At 63.3% G+C, this 17,294-nt stretch carries 16 protein-coding genes; 6 read left to right on the top strand and 10 right to left on the bottom strand.

The genetic code is table 11. The features are described from left to right. Positions 1-45: 45 nt before the first annotated feature. From LDZ23_RS15360 to LDZ23_RS15335, 6 genes are all read left to right on the top strand, one after another. On the top strand, positions 46-1,149 hold the full coding sequence (locus tag LDZ23_RS15360; protein WP_008354027.1) for a glycosyl hydrolase: 1,104 nt from the start codon (positions 46-48) through the stop codon (positions 1,147-1,149). Positions 1,150-1,655: 506 nt separating this feature from the next. Continuing rightward, positions 1,656-4,007: a polysaccharide biosynthesis tyrosine autokinase gene (locus LDZ23_RS15355; RefSeq protein ID WP_008354028.1), complete on the top strand. Its 2,352-nt coding sequence runs from the start codon at positions 1,656-1,658 to the stop codon at positions 4,005-4,007. Between the two features lie 138 nt (positions 4,008-4,145). Further along, on the top strand, positions 4,146-4,391 hold the full coding sequence (locus LDZ23_RS15350) for a hypothetical protein (RefSeq protein WP_144403777.1): 246 nt from the start codon (positions 4,146-4,148) through the stop codon (positions 4,389-4,391). A gap of 84 nt (positions 4,392-4,475) precedes the next feature. Beyond that, positions 4,476-5,891, top strand: a complete 1,416-nt coding sequence (locus LDZ23_RS15345) for a hypothetical protein (RefSeq protein ID WP_008354030.1) — start codon at positions 4,476-4,478, stop codon at positions 5,889-5,891. A 107-nt stretch (positions 5,892-5,998) separates the two neighbouring features. Beyond that, the gene (locus LDZ23_RS15340; protein WP_008354031.1) at positions 5,999-6,340 is read left to right on the top strand and encodes an FKBP-type peptidyl-prolyl cis-trans isomerase; all 342 of its coding nucleotides are present in this window, start codon (positions 5,999-6,001) and stop codon (positions 6,338-6,340) included. Between the two features lie 11 nt (positions 6,341-6,351). After that, a complete protein-coding gene (locus LDZ23_RS15335) occupies positions 6,352-7,149 on the top strand; it encodes a helix-turn-helix transcriptional regulator (protein WP_008354032.1) in 798 nt (265 codons plus the stop codon). Between the two features lie 196 nt (positions 7,150-7,345). Here the strand turns inward: LDZ23_RS15335 and purF are convergent, their stop codons facing one another. From purF to truA, 10 genes are all read right to left on the bottom strand, one after another. Next, on the bottom strand, positions 7,346-8,893 hold the full coding sequence (purF, locus tag LDZ23_RS15325; protein ID WP_008354035.1) for an amidophosphoribosyltransferase: 1,548 nt from the start codon (positions 8,891-8,893) through the stop codon (positions 7,346-7,348). Between the two features lie 143 nt (positions 8,894-9,036). Next, positions 9,037-9,570 (bottom strand): CvpA family protein, encoded by a 534-nt coding sequence (locus LDZ23_RS15320; protein WP_008354036.1) that lies wholly within the window; start codon positions 9,568-9,570, stop codon positions 9,037-9,039. 9 nt (positions 9,571-9,579) lie between these two features. Next, positions 9,580-10,443, bottom strand: coding sequence for an SPOR domain-containing protein (locus tag LDZ23_RS15315; RefSeq protein ID WP_008354037.1), 864 nt, complete (start codon positions 10,441-10,443; stop codon positions 9,580-9,582). 41 nt (positions 10,444-10,484) lie between these two features. Next, the gene (gene folC / locus LDZ23_RS15310; protein ID WP_008354038.1) at positions 10,485-11,795 is read right to left on the bottom strand and encodes a bifunctional tetrahydrofolate synthase/dihydrofolate synthase; all 1,311 of its coding nucleotides are present in this window, start codon (positions 11,793-11,795) and stop codon (positions 10,485-10,487) included. A gap of 78 nt (positions 11,796-11,873) precedes the next feature. Next, entirely contained in the window at positions 11,874-12,746 is an 873-nt protein-coding gene (accD, locus tag LDZ23_RS15305) for an acetyl-CoA carboxylase, carboxyltransferase subunit beta (RefSeq protein WP_008354039.1), read from the bottom strand. Positions 12,747-12,816: 70 nt separating this feature from the next. Next, on the bottom strand, positions 12,817-13,620 hold the full coding sequence (trpA, locus tag LDZ23_RS15300) for a tryptophan synthase subunit alpha (RefSeq protein WP_008354040.1): 804 nt from the start codon (positions 13,618-13,620) through the stop codon (positions 12,817-12,819). A 76-nt stretch (positions 13,621-13,696) separates the two neighbouring features. Beyond that, positions 13,697-14,572 carry a DNA-methyltransferase gene (locus LDZ23_RS15295; RefSeq protein WP_008354042.1) on the bottom strand — a complete coding sequence of 292 codons (876 nt, stop codon included), beginning with the start codon at positions 14,570-14,572 and terminating at the stop codon, positions 13,697-13,699. 11 nt (positions 14,573-14,583) lie between these two features. After that, entirely contained in the window at positions 14,584-15,777 is a 1,194-nt protein-coding gene (gene trpB, locus LDZ23_RS15290) for a tryptophan synthase subunit beta (RefSeq protein ID WP_008354043.1), read from the bottom strand. A 48-nt stretch (positions 15,778-15,825) separates the two neighbouring features. Further along, entirely contained in the window at positions 15,826-16,494 is a 669-nt protein-coding gene (locus tag LDZ23_RS15285) for a phosphoribosylanthranilate isomerase (RefSeq protein ID WP_033536877.1), read from the bottom strand. Continuing rightward, positions 16,491-17,294 carry a tRNA pseudouridine(38-40) synthase TruA gene (gene truA, locus LDZ23_RS15280; RefSeq protein WP_008354045.1) on the bottom strand — a complete coding sequence of 268 codons (804 nt, stop codon included), beginning with the start codon at positions 17,292-17,294 and terminating at the stop codon, positions 16,491-16,493. The genes LDZ23_RS15285 and truA overlap by 4 nt, the downstream gene beginning before the upstream one ends.

Here is a 17,294-nt window from a genome sequence, read left to right as displayed (position 1 = left end):
CCCACGCGCCCGCCGAAGCACGGCGCGCGCTTACATGAGGGCCGAATGTCGATGCGAACTCTGGTGGCTGCCGTCTCGCTCTTCGGTGCGCTGTGCTGCGCATCCGTTCTGATCTATGCGCGCAGCGGCACGTCCGACGCCTATTCCAGCAAGCACTCGGCAACGCACAAGGCGGACGCCGCGAGCAGCGCGACGCCCAGGATCGCGTGCGGAAACGGATCGACGGGTGTGTTCTACGGCATCGCGGGACATCTGGAACATCACGGCGCATACGGCACGAGCGATTACGACTTGCAGATTTCACAGCTCCGCGATCTCGGCGTCACGATGTATGCGCAGGATGTATCGAGTGAACGAAGCGCGCATATGGTGGCGGATTTCGCGCGCGCGGCGGCGAAGCAATGCATCGGCGTACTCGCGCTCGTCACGCCCTTCGAGCCGGAAAAGCGCGCGAACGAGCAGGAAACTTTCGAGCGCGGCTATGCGCTCGGCAAGACGGCGGGAAGCGTGCTGAAGGGACTCGTAACGTACTACCAGGTCGGCAACGAATACGACAACTGGTCGATACTCGGCTCGGATCGCAGCGGCGAGCATCCGCAGGACTACGACAACGCGATGTTCATGAAGGCGCGCGGCTCGATCCTCGGTCTGATCAAAGGCATACGTGAGACGAATCCCGACGCGAAGATCCTGCTGACATCGTTCAGCTGGCTGCATTACGGCTTCACGGACATGCTGTATGCGGGCACGCAGCCCGACGGCTCGCGCGGCCATCCGATTCCGCAGTGGGATATCACTGCATGGCATTGGTATTCGAACATGGGTTCGATCACGGCGGCGGGCGACAAGAAGGTCAACGTGCTCGAACGCCTGCGCGACAGTTACGGCAAGCCGATCTGGATCACCGAGTACGGCGTGCGGCCCACGCACGCGGACCCGGGGGGCTATCTCATCGGCAAGGACGCATTGAAGGGATTCGTGTCGCTCGCGAAGACCTACAACATCCAGAACGTGACGTTGTACGAGCTATACGACGATCAGCGCTTTGGCGGCGATGGCAACTACGGCGTGATCCACGATGACGGTAAAACGCGCAAATCGCGCTTCAATACGGTGCGCGACTTCATCAAGGCCAATCCGATGCCATGAAACCGCAATCTATTCGTGTTACGAATGAAGTATGGGCGGAACTTGCGATTATCGCGTGAAAATGGGCTTGCGCAACGGGGGACCCCACCCTTATGACGCCCGCAACGTTCGCTACATAACAGACGCATGCAGTTTGTGTCCGGAAGATAGATTCAGCACCGTTTTTTCCGGACTCAACGTATCGTTTTACAGCAAGCGATTCGTAGGGCTTCGCGAGTTTCATCCGCCGAATCCCGAGACGCGGTTCCGAGGCACGGAGTGTGCTTCCAAGGAATATCGCACTCCGACGAGCCGACGCGCTTCGTCACGCGAACTCGAAGCATCGCGCGCTTCGCCCGCTTTTAAGAGCCTTTCGCGTCTTTAGTCTGTCTGGAAGTTCCGACGGCCCTGCGCCGGATCAAATAACACGTAAGACGTACCGCGGACATGTCGCGCGGGCTTTCTGTTTTTTCTCGGCCCGGGAAACAACGCTCAACTTATCGACTTATCGAACTGAGGACGCGCCATTGAACACCCTCTATGTCAACTCCGGATCCTCGCGCCCTGGCAAGGACGACGGCGAATTCACCGCGGGCGACATGCTCAGGCTCCTGCGCGATCACCTTGGCATGCTGTTCCTGTTCATCGGGATCACGGCCGCGCTCGCGACCGCCTATGCGTTTCTTGCCACGCCCATCTATTCGTCGGATGTCGTGGTGCGGGTCGATCCACCTGATCCGAACGCGCTCGGCATCGCGCCGCAAAACCAGGCGCAGATGCAGCAGGCTCAACCCACGGCCACGCAGCTCGCACCCGCGGAAATCTCCGTGATGCAGAGCCGCTCCGTGCTCGAACCGGTCGTGAAGCAGTTCCACTTCGACATCAAGGTCAAGCCGGACACGTTCCCGGTGCTCGGTCAGATCGCTTCGTTGTTCGCGAAGAAGGGACATCTCTCGCCGGCATGGTTCGGCATGGACTCGTACGGATGGGGCGGCGAGTCGCTGCAGATCGGCCGCCTCGATGTGCCGCCTTCGCTCGAAGACCAGAAGCTCGACTTCGTTCTGCTCGACAACAACCAGTACGAACTCCGCGACCCCGACGGCGCGGTGCTCGTGCGTGGCACGATCGGTCGTCCGGCATCGGCGAACGGCGTGTCCATTCTCGTCAATAGCGCGCTCGGTCATCCGGGCGTGCACTTCGACGTGACGCGCCTCAACACGCTCGACGCGATCGCGATGATGAAGAAGACGATGAAGGTCGCCGAGTCCGCGAAAGACACGGGCGTCGTGCAGATCACGTTCAACGCCGACGATCCCGCGCTGACCGCCGATGTCGCGAACGCGCTCGGCCAGGCGTATCTGACGGCAGCCGTGCACGCGCGTCAGGCCAACGACACGAAGACGCTCGAATTCATTCGCGGAGAATTGCCGCGCCTCGAAAGCGATCTGCGTCGCGCGGAAAGCAACTTGAGCGCGTTCCGTTCGAAGTCGCAATCGGTGACGCCGCTCAACGAAGCGCAGGCCTATCTGCAAGGCAGCATCACGTCGATGCAGCAACTCGCGACGCTCAAGCTGCAACGCACGCAACTCTTGCAGCGTTTCCAGCCCACCAGCCCGCAAGTCGTCAATCTCGATCAGCAGATCGCGGAGCTCGAAGCATCGAACAAGCAGATTCAGCAGCGCTTCGACAGCATGCCCTCGTCCGAGCGCCAGAACGCGACGCTCACGCGCGATGCGCGCGTGGCCGAAACCATCTACATGGGGATGGTGAACAAGGCGCAAGAGCTGTCCGTGCGCCGCGCAAGCACGAGCGGCGGCGCGCATATCGTCGATAACGCGCTGCGTCCGTATCGTCCGGTGAAACCGAACAAGGCGCTCGTGATCGCCGCGGGCACGGGTCTCGGCTTTTTCATCGGCACGTTCTTCATCTTCCTGCGCCGCCACGCGATGATCGGTGTGACCGATCCGATGTTCGTCGAGCGCCGTCTTTCGGTGCCGGTACTGGGCGAAGTGCTGTATAGCCGTCAGCAGGCGATGCTCGATCACGAGATTGCCGTATCGCCCGTGGAGCACGCGCCGCTCACCTACTCCGGCGCGCAGGACGGCGGCGCGCCGAAGGCGTTGCCGCATATTCATCTGCCAGAGCACGACGCGTTCGCGATGCCGCACGTCGCCGACACGGACCGCGACGCCCGCGTGCTGGCGACGCGCTTCCCGCACGATCCGGCCGTCGAGGCGCTGCGTGCGGTGCGTACCGAGCTGTATCGCGATCTCGCCAATGCGCCGAACAATATCGTGATGCTGACGGGCCCGATTCCGTCCGCGGGCAAGAGCTTCGTCGCAGCGAATCTTTCGGTGCTGCTCGCGGAAATCGGCCTGCGCGTGCTGCTGATCGACGGCGACATGCGGCGCGGCCACATCGCATCGTTCTTCAAGCAGTCGAATCCGGGCGGTCTCTCGGAAGTGCTGAAGGGCGAACTCGCGCTCGGCGATGCGATCCGTTATGTCGGCGTGCCGGGACTGTCGTTCATGTCGTGCGGCGGCTATCCGGAGAATCCTTCCGAACTTTTGATGATGCCGGGCTTCCGCAACATGCTCGCGCGCATGAGCGATCAGTTCGACCTCGTGATCGTCGATACGCCGCCGTTCCTCGTCGTCACCGACGCGGCGATCGTGGCGAGCGATGCGGGTTCGACCGTGCTCGTGCTGCGCTCCGGCATCCAGAGCGAGGAAGAGATCGAGGAAACCGTGAAGAAGGTGCAGCGTTCGGGCGGCAGGCTCGTCGGCTCGGTCTTCAACGCGATTCCGCGACGCCCGAGCAATCGCCGCAGTTATGGTTACGCGGCGGCATATACGAGCACGTTCAAGTCGATGACCTAACCGCGGCGCATAATCGAGCGCAGCGGATGAAGCATCGCGCCGCGTGCCTGTCACGCGGCGCTTCACGTTGTAACGGTGGAATCTGCACGGACTTCCGATGTAAGCACGTCGTCAACCGGGTCGATGAGAGAGACGCATATGAGCGGACATTTTTCATTCGGGCATCGGCTCGTGCACTGCCCGCGTTGCCGCAGGCAAGTGGGCGCGACGTTGAGCGTGTGTCCGCATTGCGATTTTCATCGCGTGCGAAAGGCGCGACCCGAGCGGCAGTTGCCGCCGCCCGTGCAAGAACCGGTCGTCATCCGGCGCGCGCCGCTCGTGTCGCTGCGTTCCGCGCTCGTGATCCTGCTCGCGCTCCTGGCGACGTTCCGGCCCAGAGTGTGAGCGTGCCGACGATCCATCCGGCAGGCGTTTTGCTCCCGATAACGAACGACAGCCCGTCATGAAGCGGGCGCATCCTACCCTTCGATGATGAAAGATAAAGCGTCGCTGACCGACCTCTACTACCGAATCTGGGCCTTCGCGATGCCGGTGACGTCGTTTCTCGTCATGCCATCGATTCAGGGCACGACGATCGGCTATCTGATGTGCTTCCTGTCCGTGCCGCTCGTGCTGCTGTTCGGCGGGCGCGCGCGCAAGAACTGGATGCACTTCGTGATCGCGGCGATCGCGGTCTGGCTGCTGATGGTCTGCACCTCCCAGCTCGCGGACGTCATGGCGCCCTTCGATCCCGACTTCAGCAAGATCTCGCTCGTCGACGACACCGATCCCCTCACGTTCATCATGCGCAAGAGCATGTTCACGCAGTCGCTTTACGTGGCGGCGGTCGTGCTCTATGCGGCGTATGTGTACCACTACTACAAGCCGACCTGGGACCAGTGGATTCTCGCGGCCGTCACGCTGCTCGCGATTTACGGCATTTACGAAGTGGCGTACTTCATCGCGACGGGACAGCCGGGCGACTTCATCTCGAACCGCGCATTCGGCGATCAGTTCGGCAAGGGCATCGTGCGTTCGGACGGCACGGTGAACGGCAGTTCTTTCCAGCAGATCGACATCAAAGGCTTTCCGATCCAGCGCTTGAAAGCGCTGACAGGCGAGCCGTCGATGTACGCCATGTCCATCTTCCCGTTCTGGGTCTACTTCAACGCGACGTCGCGCGTTCGCTGGCCGGTGTGGGTGATCGGACTGTCGCTTCTGATGACCACTTCTTCGACGGTGCTGATCGGCTATGCGGTGTATTCGCTGATCCGCGTGCGCAAGCTCGGCATCAACCCGGTGAAGGCGCTGATCGGACTTTTCGTGCTGTGCGTGATCGGGTATCTGCTGCAGGATTACATCGCCGAGCTCTTCAAGCAGATGGTGACCGACAAGCTCGAAGCGAAGACCGAGTCGGGTTCCGACCGCAGTCTGCTGTTCCTTCACTCGATGCAACTGTGGCTCGATCTCGCGCCGCTCAATAAGCTCTTCGGCATCGGCTTCGGCTATGTGCGCTCGACCGATCTCTTCTCGACGCTGCTCGTCAATACCGGCATCATCGGCACGGTCTTCATCAGCGCGTTGATGCTGTACCCCGCGTTCAAGCTCGACTGGGATCCGCGCGGCATGGCGCTGCGCCAGTGCTGCGCCGCGACCTGGACGATGATGATGGTGTCCGTGCCCGAGTTCGCCTATCTCGCGCCGTGGACGCTCGTCGCGATGGCCTATGTCCGCGTGCGCGCGCTGAAGATCGCGAGGCAGCAGATCGGCGATCAGGCCGCCGCCGCCGCGATGCATGATTCGCAAGACGGCGCGTCGATCGGCACCGCGATCGGCCGGCACGTAAGGCCGGAAATCGGCACACGCATCGGTTCGCGCTTCGGGCCGCACAGCCGTCATCTGTAATCGACGCGGCGCTTCCGGGCGCCGCCCGCTTCCCTGCGACGTTCTACAATGTCGGTTTCGACCACCGGTTCATCCATCGCCGATGACCGGGCAACCAGGGAGCAACCATGTCGACTGTCACGACCGATTCCGGTCTCAAATACGAAGACGTCACCGTTGGCGAAGGCACTGAAGCCGTCGCCGGCAAGACCGTCAGCGTGCATTACACGGGCTGGCTCACGGACGGCCAGAAGTTCGATTCGAGCAAGGACCGCAACGACCCCTTCGCCTTCGTGCTGGGCGGCGGCATGGTCATCAAGGGCTGGGACGAAGGCGTGCAGGGCATGAAAGTGGGCGGCGTGCGCCGTCTCACGATTCCGCCGCAACTCGGCTACGGCGCGCGCGGCGCGGGCGGCGTGATTCCGCCCAACGCCACGCTCGTGTTCGAAGTGGAACTGCTCGACGTCTGAGCGTTTTCCGCATGAGCGCGCCGCTTCATCGTCCTGCCGTGTCGTTGCGCCGCTATGAGGCGGCGCAGGCGTCGGACGTGCACGACTTTCATCAGATCGTGCTCGGCCTCGACGGGTCGATGGAGATGGCCGTCGACGGCAACGGCGCACGCATCGATTGCAGGGGTGCGTGGATCATCCCGGCGGGCGCGCGCCACGATTACTGGGCCGAGGGCGACAATCGCCAGCTCGTGCTCGATCTGCCCGCCACGTCCGTCGCGGTGCCCGAGCGCTACTTCGAACGGGCGCGCGCGATCGTCATCGATCCGCGCATCACGCAAGCCGTCGCCGATGTCGCCCGTCGCGCGCATCTCGCGGATGCGCATCTCGCGGACCGCTTCGCATGGCAAGCGGCTGCGCATCTGTGCGGCGCGCTGATGCACGACACCGACGATTCCATCGACGCGATGCGCGGCCTCGATTTCGCGCGCATCGACCAATGGTTGCGCTCGCAACTATCGGCGCCGCTGCGTATCGCCGATCTCGCCGCGCATTGCGGCTTCGGCATGCGGCGCTTTCATCAGCTCTTCAACGAAGCGTTCGGCGAGACGCCGCATCGCTATCTGCATCGGCTGCGGCTCGACACCGCGTTGACGTTGCTCGCCGACTCGCGCGCGTCGCTCACCGATATCGCGCTCGATGTCGGTTTCGCCGATCAAAGCGCGTTCACGCATGCGTTCTCGAAACGCTTCGGCATCTCGCCGGGGCAATGGCGCAACGGCGGTTCATCCGATTCACGCGACAGACCGGCGCGTATGACGGATGCGTGACAGCGCGCGATTTCGAGCGCATTCGCCGATTGCTTCTCGACGCGCAACACGAGCGTCTCCATGCCATTCAACAGCACCCACGCAAGCGCTTGGCCGCTTCCGCCGCGCTCGAAAAGCAGAAGCTCGAAGGCTCGAGACGCAAAAAAGCCCGCTTGGTCCTTGCAGACGAAGCGGGCTCGTTCGAAGCGCCGAAAACTTACTCGACCGATAGTTGCAAATGCAACTGTGAGCGCGCCATGCCGCCCTCTTGCGCGTCGCTCGCAGCATCGCGATCCGACTGCGATTGCGGCGCAAGACGTGCGGACTCGATGCGATCGAGATAATCGGTCGTCACGTCGCCAGTGATGTAGTTGCCGTCGAAGCACGACGCTTCGAATTCCTTCAACGCCGGATTGATGTCGCGGATCGCGTTCTTCAGGTCTTCCACGTCCTGATAGACGAGATAATCCGCGCCGATCATGCGTGCGACTTCCTCATCGCTGCGGCCGTGCGCAACGAGTTCGCCGCGCGTCGGCATGTCGATGCCGTACACGTTCGGGAACTTCACCGGCGGCGCGGCGGACGCGAAGATCACTTTGTTCGCGCCGGCATCGCGGGCCATCTGCACGATTTCATGCGAGGTCGTGCCGCGCACGATGGAATCGTCGACGATCAGCACGTTCTTGCCCTTGAACTCGATGCCCATCGCGTTGAGCTTCTGACGCACCGATTTCTTGCGCACCGCCTGACCCGGCATGATGAAGGTGCGGCCCACGTAGCGGTTCTTGAAGAAGCCTTCGCGATACTCCACGCCGAGCTTCGCGGCGACCTGCATCGCGGCGGGGCGCGACGAGTCGGGAATCGGCATGACGACGTCGATCGGCACATCCGGCAGCACGCGCTTGATTTTCTCGGCGAGGTAATCGCCCATGCGCAGACGCGCGTTGTAGACCGGCACGCCGTCGAGGCACGAATCCGGACGCGCGAGATACACGAGCTCGAAAATGCACGGATTGAGCTCGGGCTTCTCGGCGCATTGGTGGCTGTGCAGATTGCCTTCCGCGTCGATGAAAATCGCTTCGCCCGGTTCGACATCGCGCACGAATTCGAAGCCGATGCCTTCGATCGCCACCGATTCCGACGCGACCATCCACTCGACGCCCGTCGACGTTTCGAGCTTGCCGAGCACAAGCGGACGAATGCCGAACGGATCGCGGAACGCGACGAGACCGTAGCCTGCGATCAGCGAGACGATCGCGTACGAGCCCTTCACACGGCGATGCACGCCCGCGACGGCTTTCCACAGCGCGGTCGCATCGAGTTGCAGACCCGAGCTCGCGAGCTGCAGTTCGTGCGCGAAGACGTTGAGCAGCACTTCGGTGTCGGATGCGGTGTTGATGTGCCGGCGGTCGATGCGGAACATCTCGTCCTTCAGCTGCATCCAGTTCGTCAGATTGCCGTTATGCGCGAGGATGATGCCGAACGGCGCATTCACGTAGAACGGTTGCGCTTCTTCCTCGCTCGATGCGGACCCGGCGGTCGGATACCGCACCTGGCCGATGCCGACGTTGCCCGGCAGACTGCGCATGTTGCGCGTGCGGAACACGTCGCGCACCATGCCGTTGGCTTTGTGCATGTGGAAGTTATTGCCGTTCGCCGTGGCGATGCCCGCCGCGTCCTGTCCGCGATGCTGGAGCAGGAGCAAGCTGTCATAGATCAGCTGATTGACGGGACTTTGGGAAACTACACCTACGATGCCGCACATGGCATGGTCCTTCAAAGAGTCGAAACGGGTAGACAAGGCGTTGCCCGGATCTCTTCGACGCTTCTCTCAAAAACTGGCCGTGACGTGGCCGGGGCGAAGCGTCTTCGAGCCGTCGCGCGTTCCTCGTGTAGCCGGCCGTTCGTCTATTGTGCGGCGTTGGGCGCCAGGCCGCCCGGTTCGGGAGCGACGTGCACATACGCGGCGAGCGTATCGGGGAGCAGCGGTTTCAATTCGCGCACGCCTTGCTCGGCCATCGGCCGCAGCAGCGCATTGCGCCAAAAATCTTTCTGAGGCAGTTCGGTCAGGCCAGCCAGGGCGACCAGAATAACTACCAATATAGCCCCTCTGACGAGGCCGAACAGCAAGCCCAACGAGCGGTCCACGCCGCGCAGGCCGGTGACTTCCGTGATGCGCGTCAATAGCGCCGACAGCACGCTCGATACGAGCAGCACCGCCCCGACCACCAGCACGAACGCCACGAGCCACTGCGTAAGCGCGCCGCCGGGCCACGTCGACGGGATATACGGCACGACAAGCCCGACGAACCGTCCCGCGATCAGAATGGCGGCGACCCAGCCGACCAGACCGAACGCTTCGGCCAACAGGCCGCGCCACATGCCGCGCAGCGCGGACAGGCCGATCACGGCCATCACGGCGTAGTCGAAAGCGGTGAACATCGAGCCGGCTTAGTTCGATGCCCGGGTGCCGCCGCCCAGGCCGGCCTGCCGCACCTTCACGAGCGCGGCCTGCGCCGACGCGCGATCCGGGAACGGCCCCGCGCGCAACAGCGACTTGGTCGCGCCGTCCGACTGCTTGCGATGTTCGAGATATGCGGGCACACCCGCGGACTTCAACTTGTTGACCCAATTCTGCGCGGCGGTTTCGTCGTCGAACTGGCCGATCTGCAGCACGAAGCGGCTGCCCGCCGGCGACGACGGCGTGTTGGCCGCGCCTGCTGCGGCGTTCGCCGCGGTGTTTGCGTTGGCTTGTTCGGAAGGCTCGGCCGCTTGCGGCTTCGCGTTCTGGCTCGCCACGGCTGCGGGCTTCGACGGCTTCGCTTCCGGCTTGGCTTCGGCTTTCGCGTCAGGCTTCGCTTCCGGCTTCGGCTCGGGCTTTGCCGTCGCGGCAGGTGCCGCGGCTTGCGGCTGCGTCACGCCGGCGGAAGCACTGCCCGACGCACCCGACGGCGCGTCGTGCGCGACACCGGCTTGCGTGTCGGCGTCGTTGGCGTCGCGCGACTGCTTCGCGGCGGGCGCCGGGCGGTTGGGAATATCAATGGAAATGTCGTCGGTGACGGGCTTCGGACGCGAATCGAGCACCATCGGCAGGACGATGACGGCGGCGAGCACCAGCGCGATCGCCCCGACGAGCCTGCGGCGCGCGCGCTGCTTCTCGGGCAGGGTGGGATCGAGCATCATCGCGTCGGCGTCGGTGCGCTCGGATCTGCGCGTGCGGCGTTCCGTGCGGACGGTGTGACGCGAGCCGCGCGATGAATCGGAATATGCGTCGCGACCGGAGTCGTCTTTCTTGCCGAACGAAAAGAGTCCCATGTATCGCTTGGTGCTGACGGCCGACCGTCTCAATGATGCTGCTAGTTATGCTGCATTCGACGGTAGGCCATGACGCCGGCTACCGTGTAGAAACTGCCGAAAACCAAAATTCTATCATTTTCAGACGCCCGGCTTAACGCATCTTGAAAAGCCGCCGCAGGTGTTTCAAAGCGAGAAACGCTGCTGTCGGCGCTGTCGTTGACACCAGCGTCGCGCAATGCGTGTTCCAGTTGCTCCGCCGACGCGGCGCGCGGCGTGGGCAGCGCGGTCACGTTCCAGTGATCGATCTCGCCCTTGAGTTGCTTCACGACGCCTTCGATGTCCTTGTCGCCCATCGCGCCGAACACCGCGTAAGTGTACGGAAAATAGCCCATGTTGCCGAGATTTTGCGACAACACGGCGGCTGCGTGAGGATTGTGCGCAACGTCGAGAATGATTTGCGGCTTGCCCGGCAGCACCTGGAAGCGCCCCGGCAACTCGACGTTCGCCAGGCCAAGGCGAATGTCCTGCGCCGAAACCGGCAGACGGCCGCGCAGCGCTTCGAGCGCGGCCAGCGCCGCCGACGTGTTGATGAGCTGATTCGCGCCGCGCAGCGCCGGATAGGCCAGCGCCGAGCGCCGCTGCTCGCGCCCGATATAACTCCATTGCTGGCGCTCGTTGCCGGGCTGGGCTTCGTAGCGGAAATCGCGTCCGACGAGCCACAGATCCGCGCCGATCGCCTCGGCATGTTCGATGAGAGTCTGCGGCGGCGACGGATCTCCGCACACTGCCGGCTTGCCCGTCCGAAATATGCCCGCTTTCTCGAAGCCAATTTTTTCGCGCGTGTCGCCGAGATAGTCCGTATGGTCGATGTCGATGCTCGTGATCACAGCACAATCCGTATCGACGATATTCACCGCGTCGAGACGCCCGCCGAGCCCGACCTCGAGAATCACCGCGTCGAGCTTGCGCGACGCGAAGAGATGCAGGATCGCAAGCGTTGTGAACTCGAAGTACGTCAGCGAAACCGGCTCGGGCAGGCTGGCGCGCGCCTTTTCCACGGCCGCGAAATGTTCGAGCAGATCGGCGTCGCTCGCCTCCGCGCCGTCGATGCGGGCGCGCTCGTTGAACGTCAGCAGATGCGGCGACGTATGGCAACCGACGCGATACCCCGCGCGCAGCAAGATCGTTTCGATGATCGCGCAGGTCGAGCCCTTGCCGTTCGTGCCGCCGACGGTGATGACCGGGCAGTCGAAACGCAGGCCGAGCGCATCCTTCACCTTGCCGATGCGCGCGAGGCCCATGTCGATGCCGACCGGATGCGCCGCTTCCAGATGGGCGAGCCAGGCGTCGAGAGTCGGGAATGTGTTCATTTTCGAGATCGCAAAAACAAAAGCGCCGCGCGGAACCTCGCGGGGTTCACGCGCGGCGCGGCGCTACGTACATTCGGGTCAGGCGACGGAATCGGCGGGTTGCCGCGTCATCAGCGCCATCAATTGGGCGATTTCTTCGCGCATCTTGCGGCGATCCACGATCATGTCGACCGCGCCCTTCGTCAGCAGGAACTCGGCGCGCTGGAAACCTTCCGGGAGCTTCTCGCGCACGGTCTGCTCGATCACGCGCGGGCCGGCAAAGCCGATCAGCGCCTTCGGCTCGGCAATCACGACATCGCCCAGGAACGCGAACGATGCGGACACACCGCCCATCGTCGGGTCGGTCAGCACGGAAATGAACGGCAGCTTCGCGTCCGCGAGTTTGGTCAGAAGCGCAGTGGTTTTGGCCATCTGCATGAGCGAAAGCAGGCTTTCCTGCATGCGCGCGCCGCCCGAGGCCGTGAAGCAGATGAACGGCACGTTCTGCTCCAGCGCGTTGCGCGCGCCGCGCACGAAGCGCTCGCCGACCACCGAGCCCATCGATCCGCCCATGAACGAGAATTCGAAGCACGCGACGACACACGGAATCGTGTGGATCGCGCCGCCCATGACGACCATGGCGTCGGTCTCGTCCGTATCTTCCATCGCTTCCTTGATGCGATCCGGATACTTGCGGCTGTCCTTGAACTTCAGCGCGTCGACCGGGACGACTTCCTGGCCGATTTCGTAGCGGCCTTCCGGGTCGAGCAGGCGGTCGAGCCGCTCGCGCGCGCCGATTCGCATGTGATGGCTGCACTTCGGGCATACGTGCAGATTCGCCTCGACGTCGTTGCGATACAGCACCGCTTCGCACGACGGACACTTCACCCAAAGGCCCTCGGGAATGCCCTTGCGGCTTTTGGGATCGGTTTGCTTGATCTTCGGCGGCAGCAGTTTGTCGAGCCAGCTCATCGTTTTTCCTTGACTGATCGGTTGCCGCGCGGCGCACGCCCGAATCGGGCGGCCCGCGGCGGCGCGTATTTTACTGTGCGGCGTCGAGCGCCTGACGAATTTCGGCGATGAAGCTCGTCAGCGACGCGGCCGCGGTGTCCGGCTTCGCGTCTTCGAGCAGCTGCACGAGGCGGCTGCCGATGACGACGGCGTCCGCGACATCGGCGACGGCGCGCGCGGTCTGGGCGTCGCGAATGCCGAAACCGACACCGACCGGCAGGGGCACACGCGACTTGATGGCCGGGATTTTACTCGCGATGCTGGAAACGTCCAGATTTGCCGCGCCGGTCACGCCTTTCAGCGATACGTAGTAGACATAGCCGCTCGCGATCTTGCCGACCGCCGCGACGCGCTCGTCCGTCGATGTCGGCGCGAGCAGGAAGATCGGATCGATGCCGGCGGCGCGCATCGACGCGCCGAAGCTCTCCGCTTCCTCGGGCGGGTAATCGACCACCAGTACGCCGTCGACGCCCGCTTCCTTCGCAGCTTTCGCGAACGCGTCGGCGCCCATGCGCTCGATCGGATTCGCGTAACCCATCAGCACGACGGGCGTTTTGTCGTCGGTTTCGCGGAAACGCGCGACGTCGGCGAGCACGCGCTTGAGCGTCACGCCGCGCGCGAGCGCCCGCTCCGACGAACGCTGGATGACGGGGCCGTCGGCCATCGGATCGGAGAACGGCACGCCCAGTTCGATGACGTCCGCGCCGGCCTTCGCCAGCGCGTGCATGAACTCGACGGTTTGTTCCGGATTCGGGTCGCCCGCGGTGATGAACGGAATCAGCCCTTTCTTGCCCTGTGCGGCGAGCGCCGCAAAAGTATTCTTGATGCGGGACATGAGATTTCTCTTAGTCGTATTCGTTGGCGTCGGACGCATTTGAATGCATTTGACGCGATCAGCAGCGAAAAAGACGCTATTCGGCTTGGGCGGCGGTGCCGGTCGCGACGAGTGTCTTGCGTCGAACGCGGGCGGGCTCTGCCGGCTCGAGCCGTGCAGCGCGCGCTTCGGCAATGCGGCTTTCGGCGATCGCGCAGTAATCCGCGTTGATCTCGTAGCCCGTGAATTGCCGGCCATGACGTGCGCACGCGACCGCCGTCGTGCCGCTGCCCATGAACGGATCGAGCACGCGCCCACCCGGCGGACAGCTCGCGAGCACCATGCGCTCGACGATCTCCAGCGGCTTTTGCGTCGGATGATCCACCCGCTCCGCGTGCTGCCGATGCAGACGCGACACGGACCAGACATCCTTCGGGTTGTAGCCCAGTTCGAGCCACTTGCTGCCTTCGAAAATCTTCCGCGACCGCGCCTTTTTCGTTTCTGCGTCGTAAGGGATGCGCACCGGATCGAGATCGAAGTAGTAGTCCTTCGATACCGCGAAATAGCCGATGTTGTCGTGCACTGACGTGAATTTCCGCGTCGTTCCGCCCATGCTCGGCACGCGACGGTCCCAGACGATCTCGTTGATCATCAAAAGGCGGCGCTTGAGGAACACGAACAGTTCGGGCGAATACTGCCAGGTGCAAAAGATATACAGCGAACCGCTCGGCTTGAGCTTCGGAATCGCGAGATCGAGCCAGCGATAAGTCCACTCGAGAAAAGCGTCGCCGGACAACATGTCCGAGTCGTTCCCGTAGTCCTTGCCCAGACCATAAGGCGGATCCGCGACGATCAGATCGATCGACGCGTCGGGAATATTCTCGGCATCGGCCAGGAAGTCGCGGTTGCGGATGTCGCTGCCGGCGCCCTGCAAGGCGCCGACGGACAACGGCTCGTCGATGACGTTGCGCATCTATCTGAGGCTCAGAACTGAATGCCCGATCGCTCGGCGACCGTATGCATGTCCTTGTCGCCCCGGCCGGACAGATTGACGAGCAACACCTTGTCGCGCGGCAACGTCTTCGCGAGCTTCGCGCCATAGGCGAGCGCGTGGCTCGATTCCAGCGCGGGGATGATGCCCTCGATCCGGCAGCAGTCGTGGAAGGCCTTGAGCGCTTCGTCATCGGTGATGCCGACGTATTCCGCGCGTCCCGCGTCCTTCAGCCACGCGTGTTCCGGACCGACGCCCGGATAGTCGAGCCCCGCCGACACCGAATGCGTTTCGATGATCTGCCCGTTTTCGTCCTGCAGCAGATACGTGCGATTGCCGTGCAGCACCCCCGGGCTGCCGCCCATCAGCGACGCCGCGTGGCGCCCGGTGTCGATGCCGTCGCCCGCCGCTTCGACGCCGATCAATCTGACGTCTTTATCGTCGATGTACGGATAAAAGATGCCCATCGCGTTCGACCCGCCGCCGACGCACGCGATCACGGCATCAGGCTGGCGACCGGCCATTTCGGGCATCTGCACGCGACATTCGTCGCCGATCACGCGCTGGAAGTCGCGCACCATCATCGGGTAAGGATGCGGCCCCGCCACCGTGCCGATGATGTAGAACGTGTTTTCGACGTTCGTCACCCAGTCACGCATGGCTTCGTTGAGCGCGTCCTTGAGCGTCTTCGACCCGGATTCGACCGGCACGACCGTTGCGCCGAGCAGCTTCATCCGATAGACGTTCGCCGCCTGACGACGCACGTCTTCCGCGCCCATGTAGACCACGCACTCCATGCCGAATCGCGCGGCAATGGTCGCCGTCGCCACGCCGTGCTGGCCCGCGCCGGTTTCGGCAATCACGCGCGGCTTGCCCATCTTGCGGGCGAGCAGCGCCTGGCCGATCACGTTATTCACCTTGTGCGCGCCCGTGTGATTCAGGTCTTCGCGCTTCAGATAGAGCTGCGCGCCGCCAAGCATCTCGCTCCAGCGCTTCGCGTGATAAATCGGCGACGGCCGACCCACGTAATGCTTGAGCTCGTACTCGTACTCGGCGATGAATTCGGGATCCTGACGTGCCGCGTCATACGCGACGCGCAATTCGTCAAGTGCATGGATGAGGGTTTCGGAGACGAACACGCCTCCATATTGGCCGAAATGGCCTCTTTCGTCTGGCAAGTTGTACATTGCGTCACTCTCTCGGTTACGTAGCCGGCAGCGCGGCCCACGTTCGATTCACCCGGCGTCCGCCTCGCGCACCGCGCGCACGAACGCCGCCATTCGGGCGGGATCCTTCACGCCCTTGGCGCCCGGCACTTCGATGCCGCTCGAGACATCGACCGCGTATGGGCGCACACGCCGAATGGCGTCACTGACGTTTTGCGTGTTCAACCCACCACTCAAAACGGCCCGATGCCCGAGATCTGTTGGGATAAGTGACCAATCGAATACCTTTCCACCGCCGCCGAAGCCCTCGACGAGCGCGTCGAGTAAAAGGCCGCCTGCGGCTTTGAACTTGAGAGACGATTCTATCAAATGGCTTGTGGACGCATCAGACCCAATTCGCAATGCGCGCCAATAGGATAAACCCGCAATCGATGCCAGCGCCTCGCATTGTTCCGGCGTTTCGTCGCCGTGAAACTGCAGCAGCGAGAGCGGCACGTTCGACGTGACTTCGCGAATCCATTCGGGCGTCGCATTGACGAAAAGCCCGACCGCCGACACGAGCGGCGGCACGTGCCGCGCCAGTTCGACGGCCTGTGCGACGCTCACCGAACGCGGGCTCGGCGGATAGAACACGAAACCCACGGCGTCCGCGCCCAGCGCGACGGCGTGCTGCACGTCCTCGACGCGCGAAAGTCCGCATAGCTTGATGCGGGTGCGATGCAAATCTCGGTCTGTCATTTCGGCTCTGCCCAAATGGCGCTCCAGGGCATGCTGGCGATATGCGGCGGCGGCACCGCGAAGTGTTCAGGATAGCCGACCTCGGCCAGATACAGCCCGTCGGGCATGAAAGTCGGCGCGGCAGCGCGGCGGTCGCGGGCGGCGAGCACGTCCGCCATCCACGACGATGGATGACGGCCCCGTCCGATCGCGACGAGGCATCCCATCAGATTGCGCACCATGTGATGCAAAAACGCGTTGGCGCGAAAGCGAAAGTGGACGAAGTCGCCCTGCTCGCGTACATCGATCTGATAAAGATGCTTGACTGGCGTTTTCGACTGGCAATCGGCGGCGCGGAACGACGAAAAATCGTGCTCGCCGATCAGGCACGCCACCGAATCGCGCATCGCTGCCACGTCGAGCGGCGTGTGCACCCAGCCCGCGCGTTTCGCGAGCATGGGCGAACGCACCGGATTGACGTAAAGAACGTAGAAATAAGTGCGCTCGAAAGCCGCGAAGCGCGCGTGGAAATCGTCGGGCATCGGCTTCGCCCATTGCACCGCGACGGTGTCGGGCAGGAACGCATTCGTGCCGCGCACCCACGAAAACGCGGCGCGATCCAGAGCGGTATCGAAATGCACGACCTGACCGAGACCGTGCACGCCCGTATCGGTGCGCCCGGCGACGACGGTCGGAAGCGGCGTCTGCGCGAATTGCGCGAGCGCGCGCTCCAGTTCGTTCTGGACCGTCTTCCCGTGCGGCTGCGACTGCCAACCGCAAAACGCCGCGCCGTCGTACTGAATCCCTAAAGCGATACGCAT

Origin of the sequence: Caballeronia zhejiangensis (assembly GCF_022879815.1) — a bacterium.
Classification (GTDB): domain Bacteria; phylum Pseudomonadota; class Gammaproteobacteria; order Burkholderiales; family Burkholderiaceae; genus Caballeronia; species Caballeronia zhejiangensis.
The sequence above is the reverse complement of the archived record's forward strand: the minus strand, read 5'-3'. Positions and strand labels throughout refer to the sequence as shown.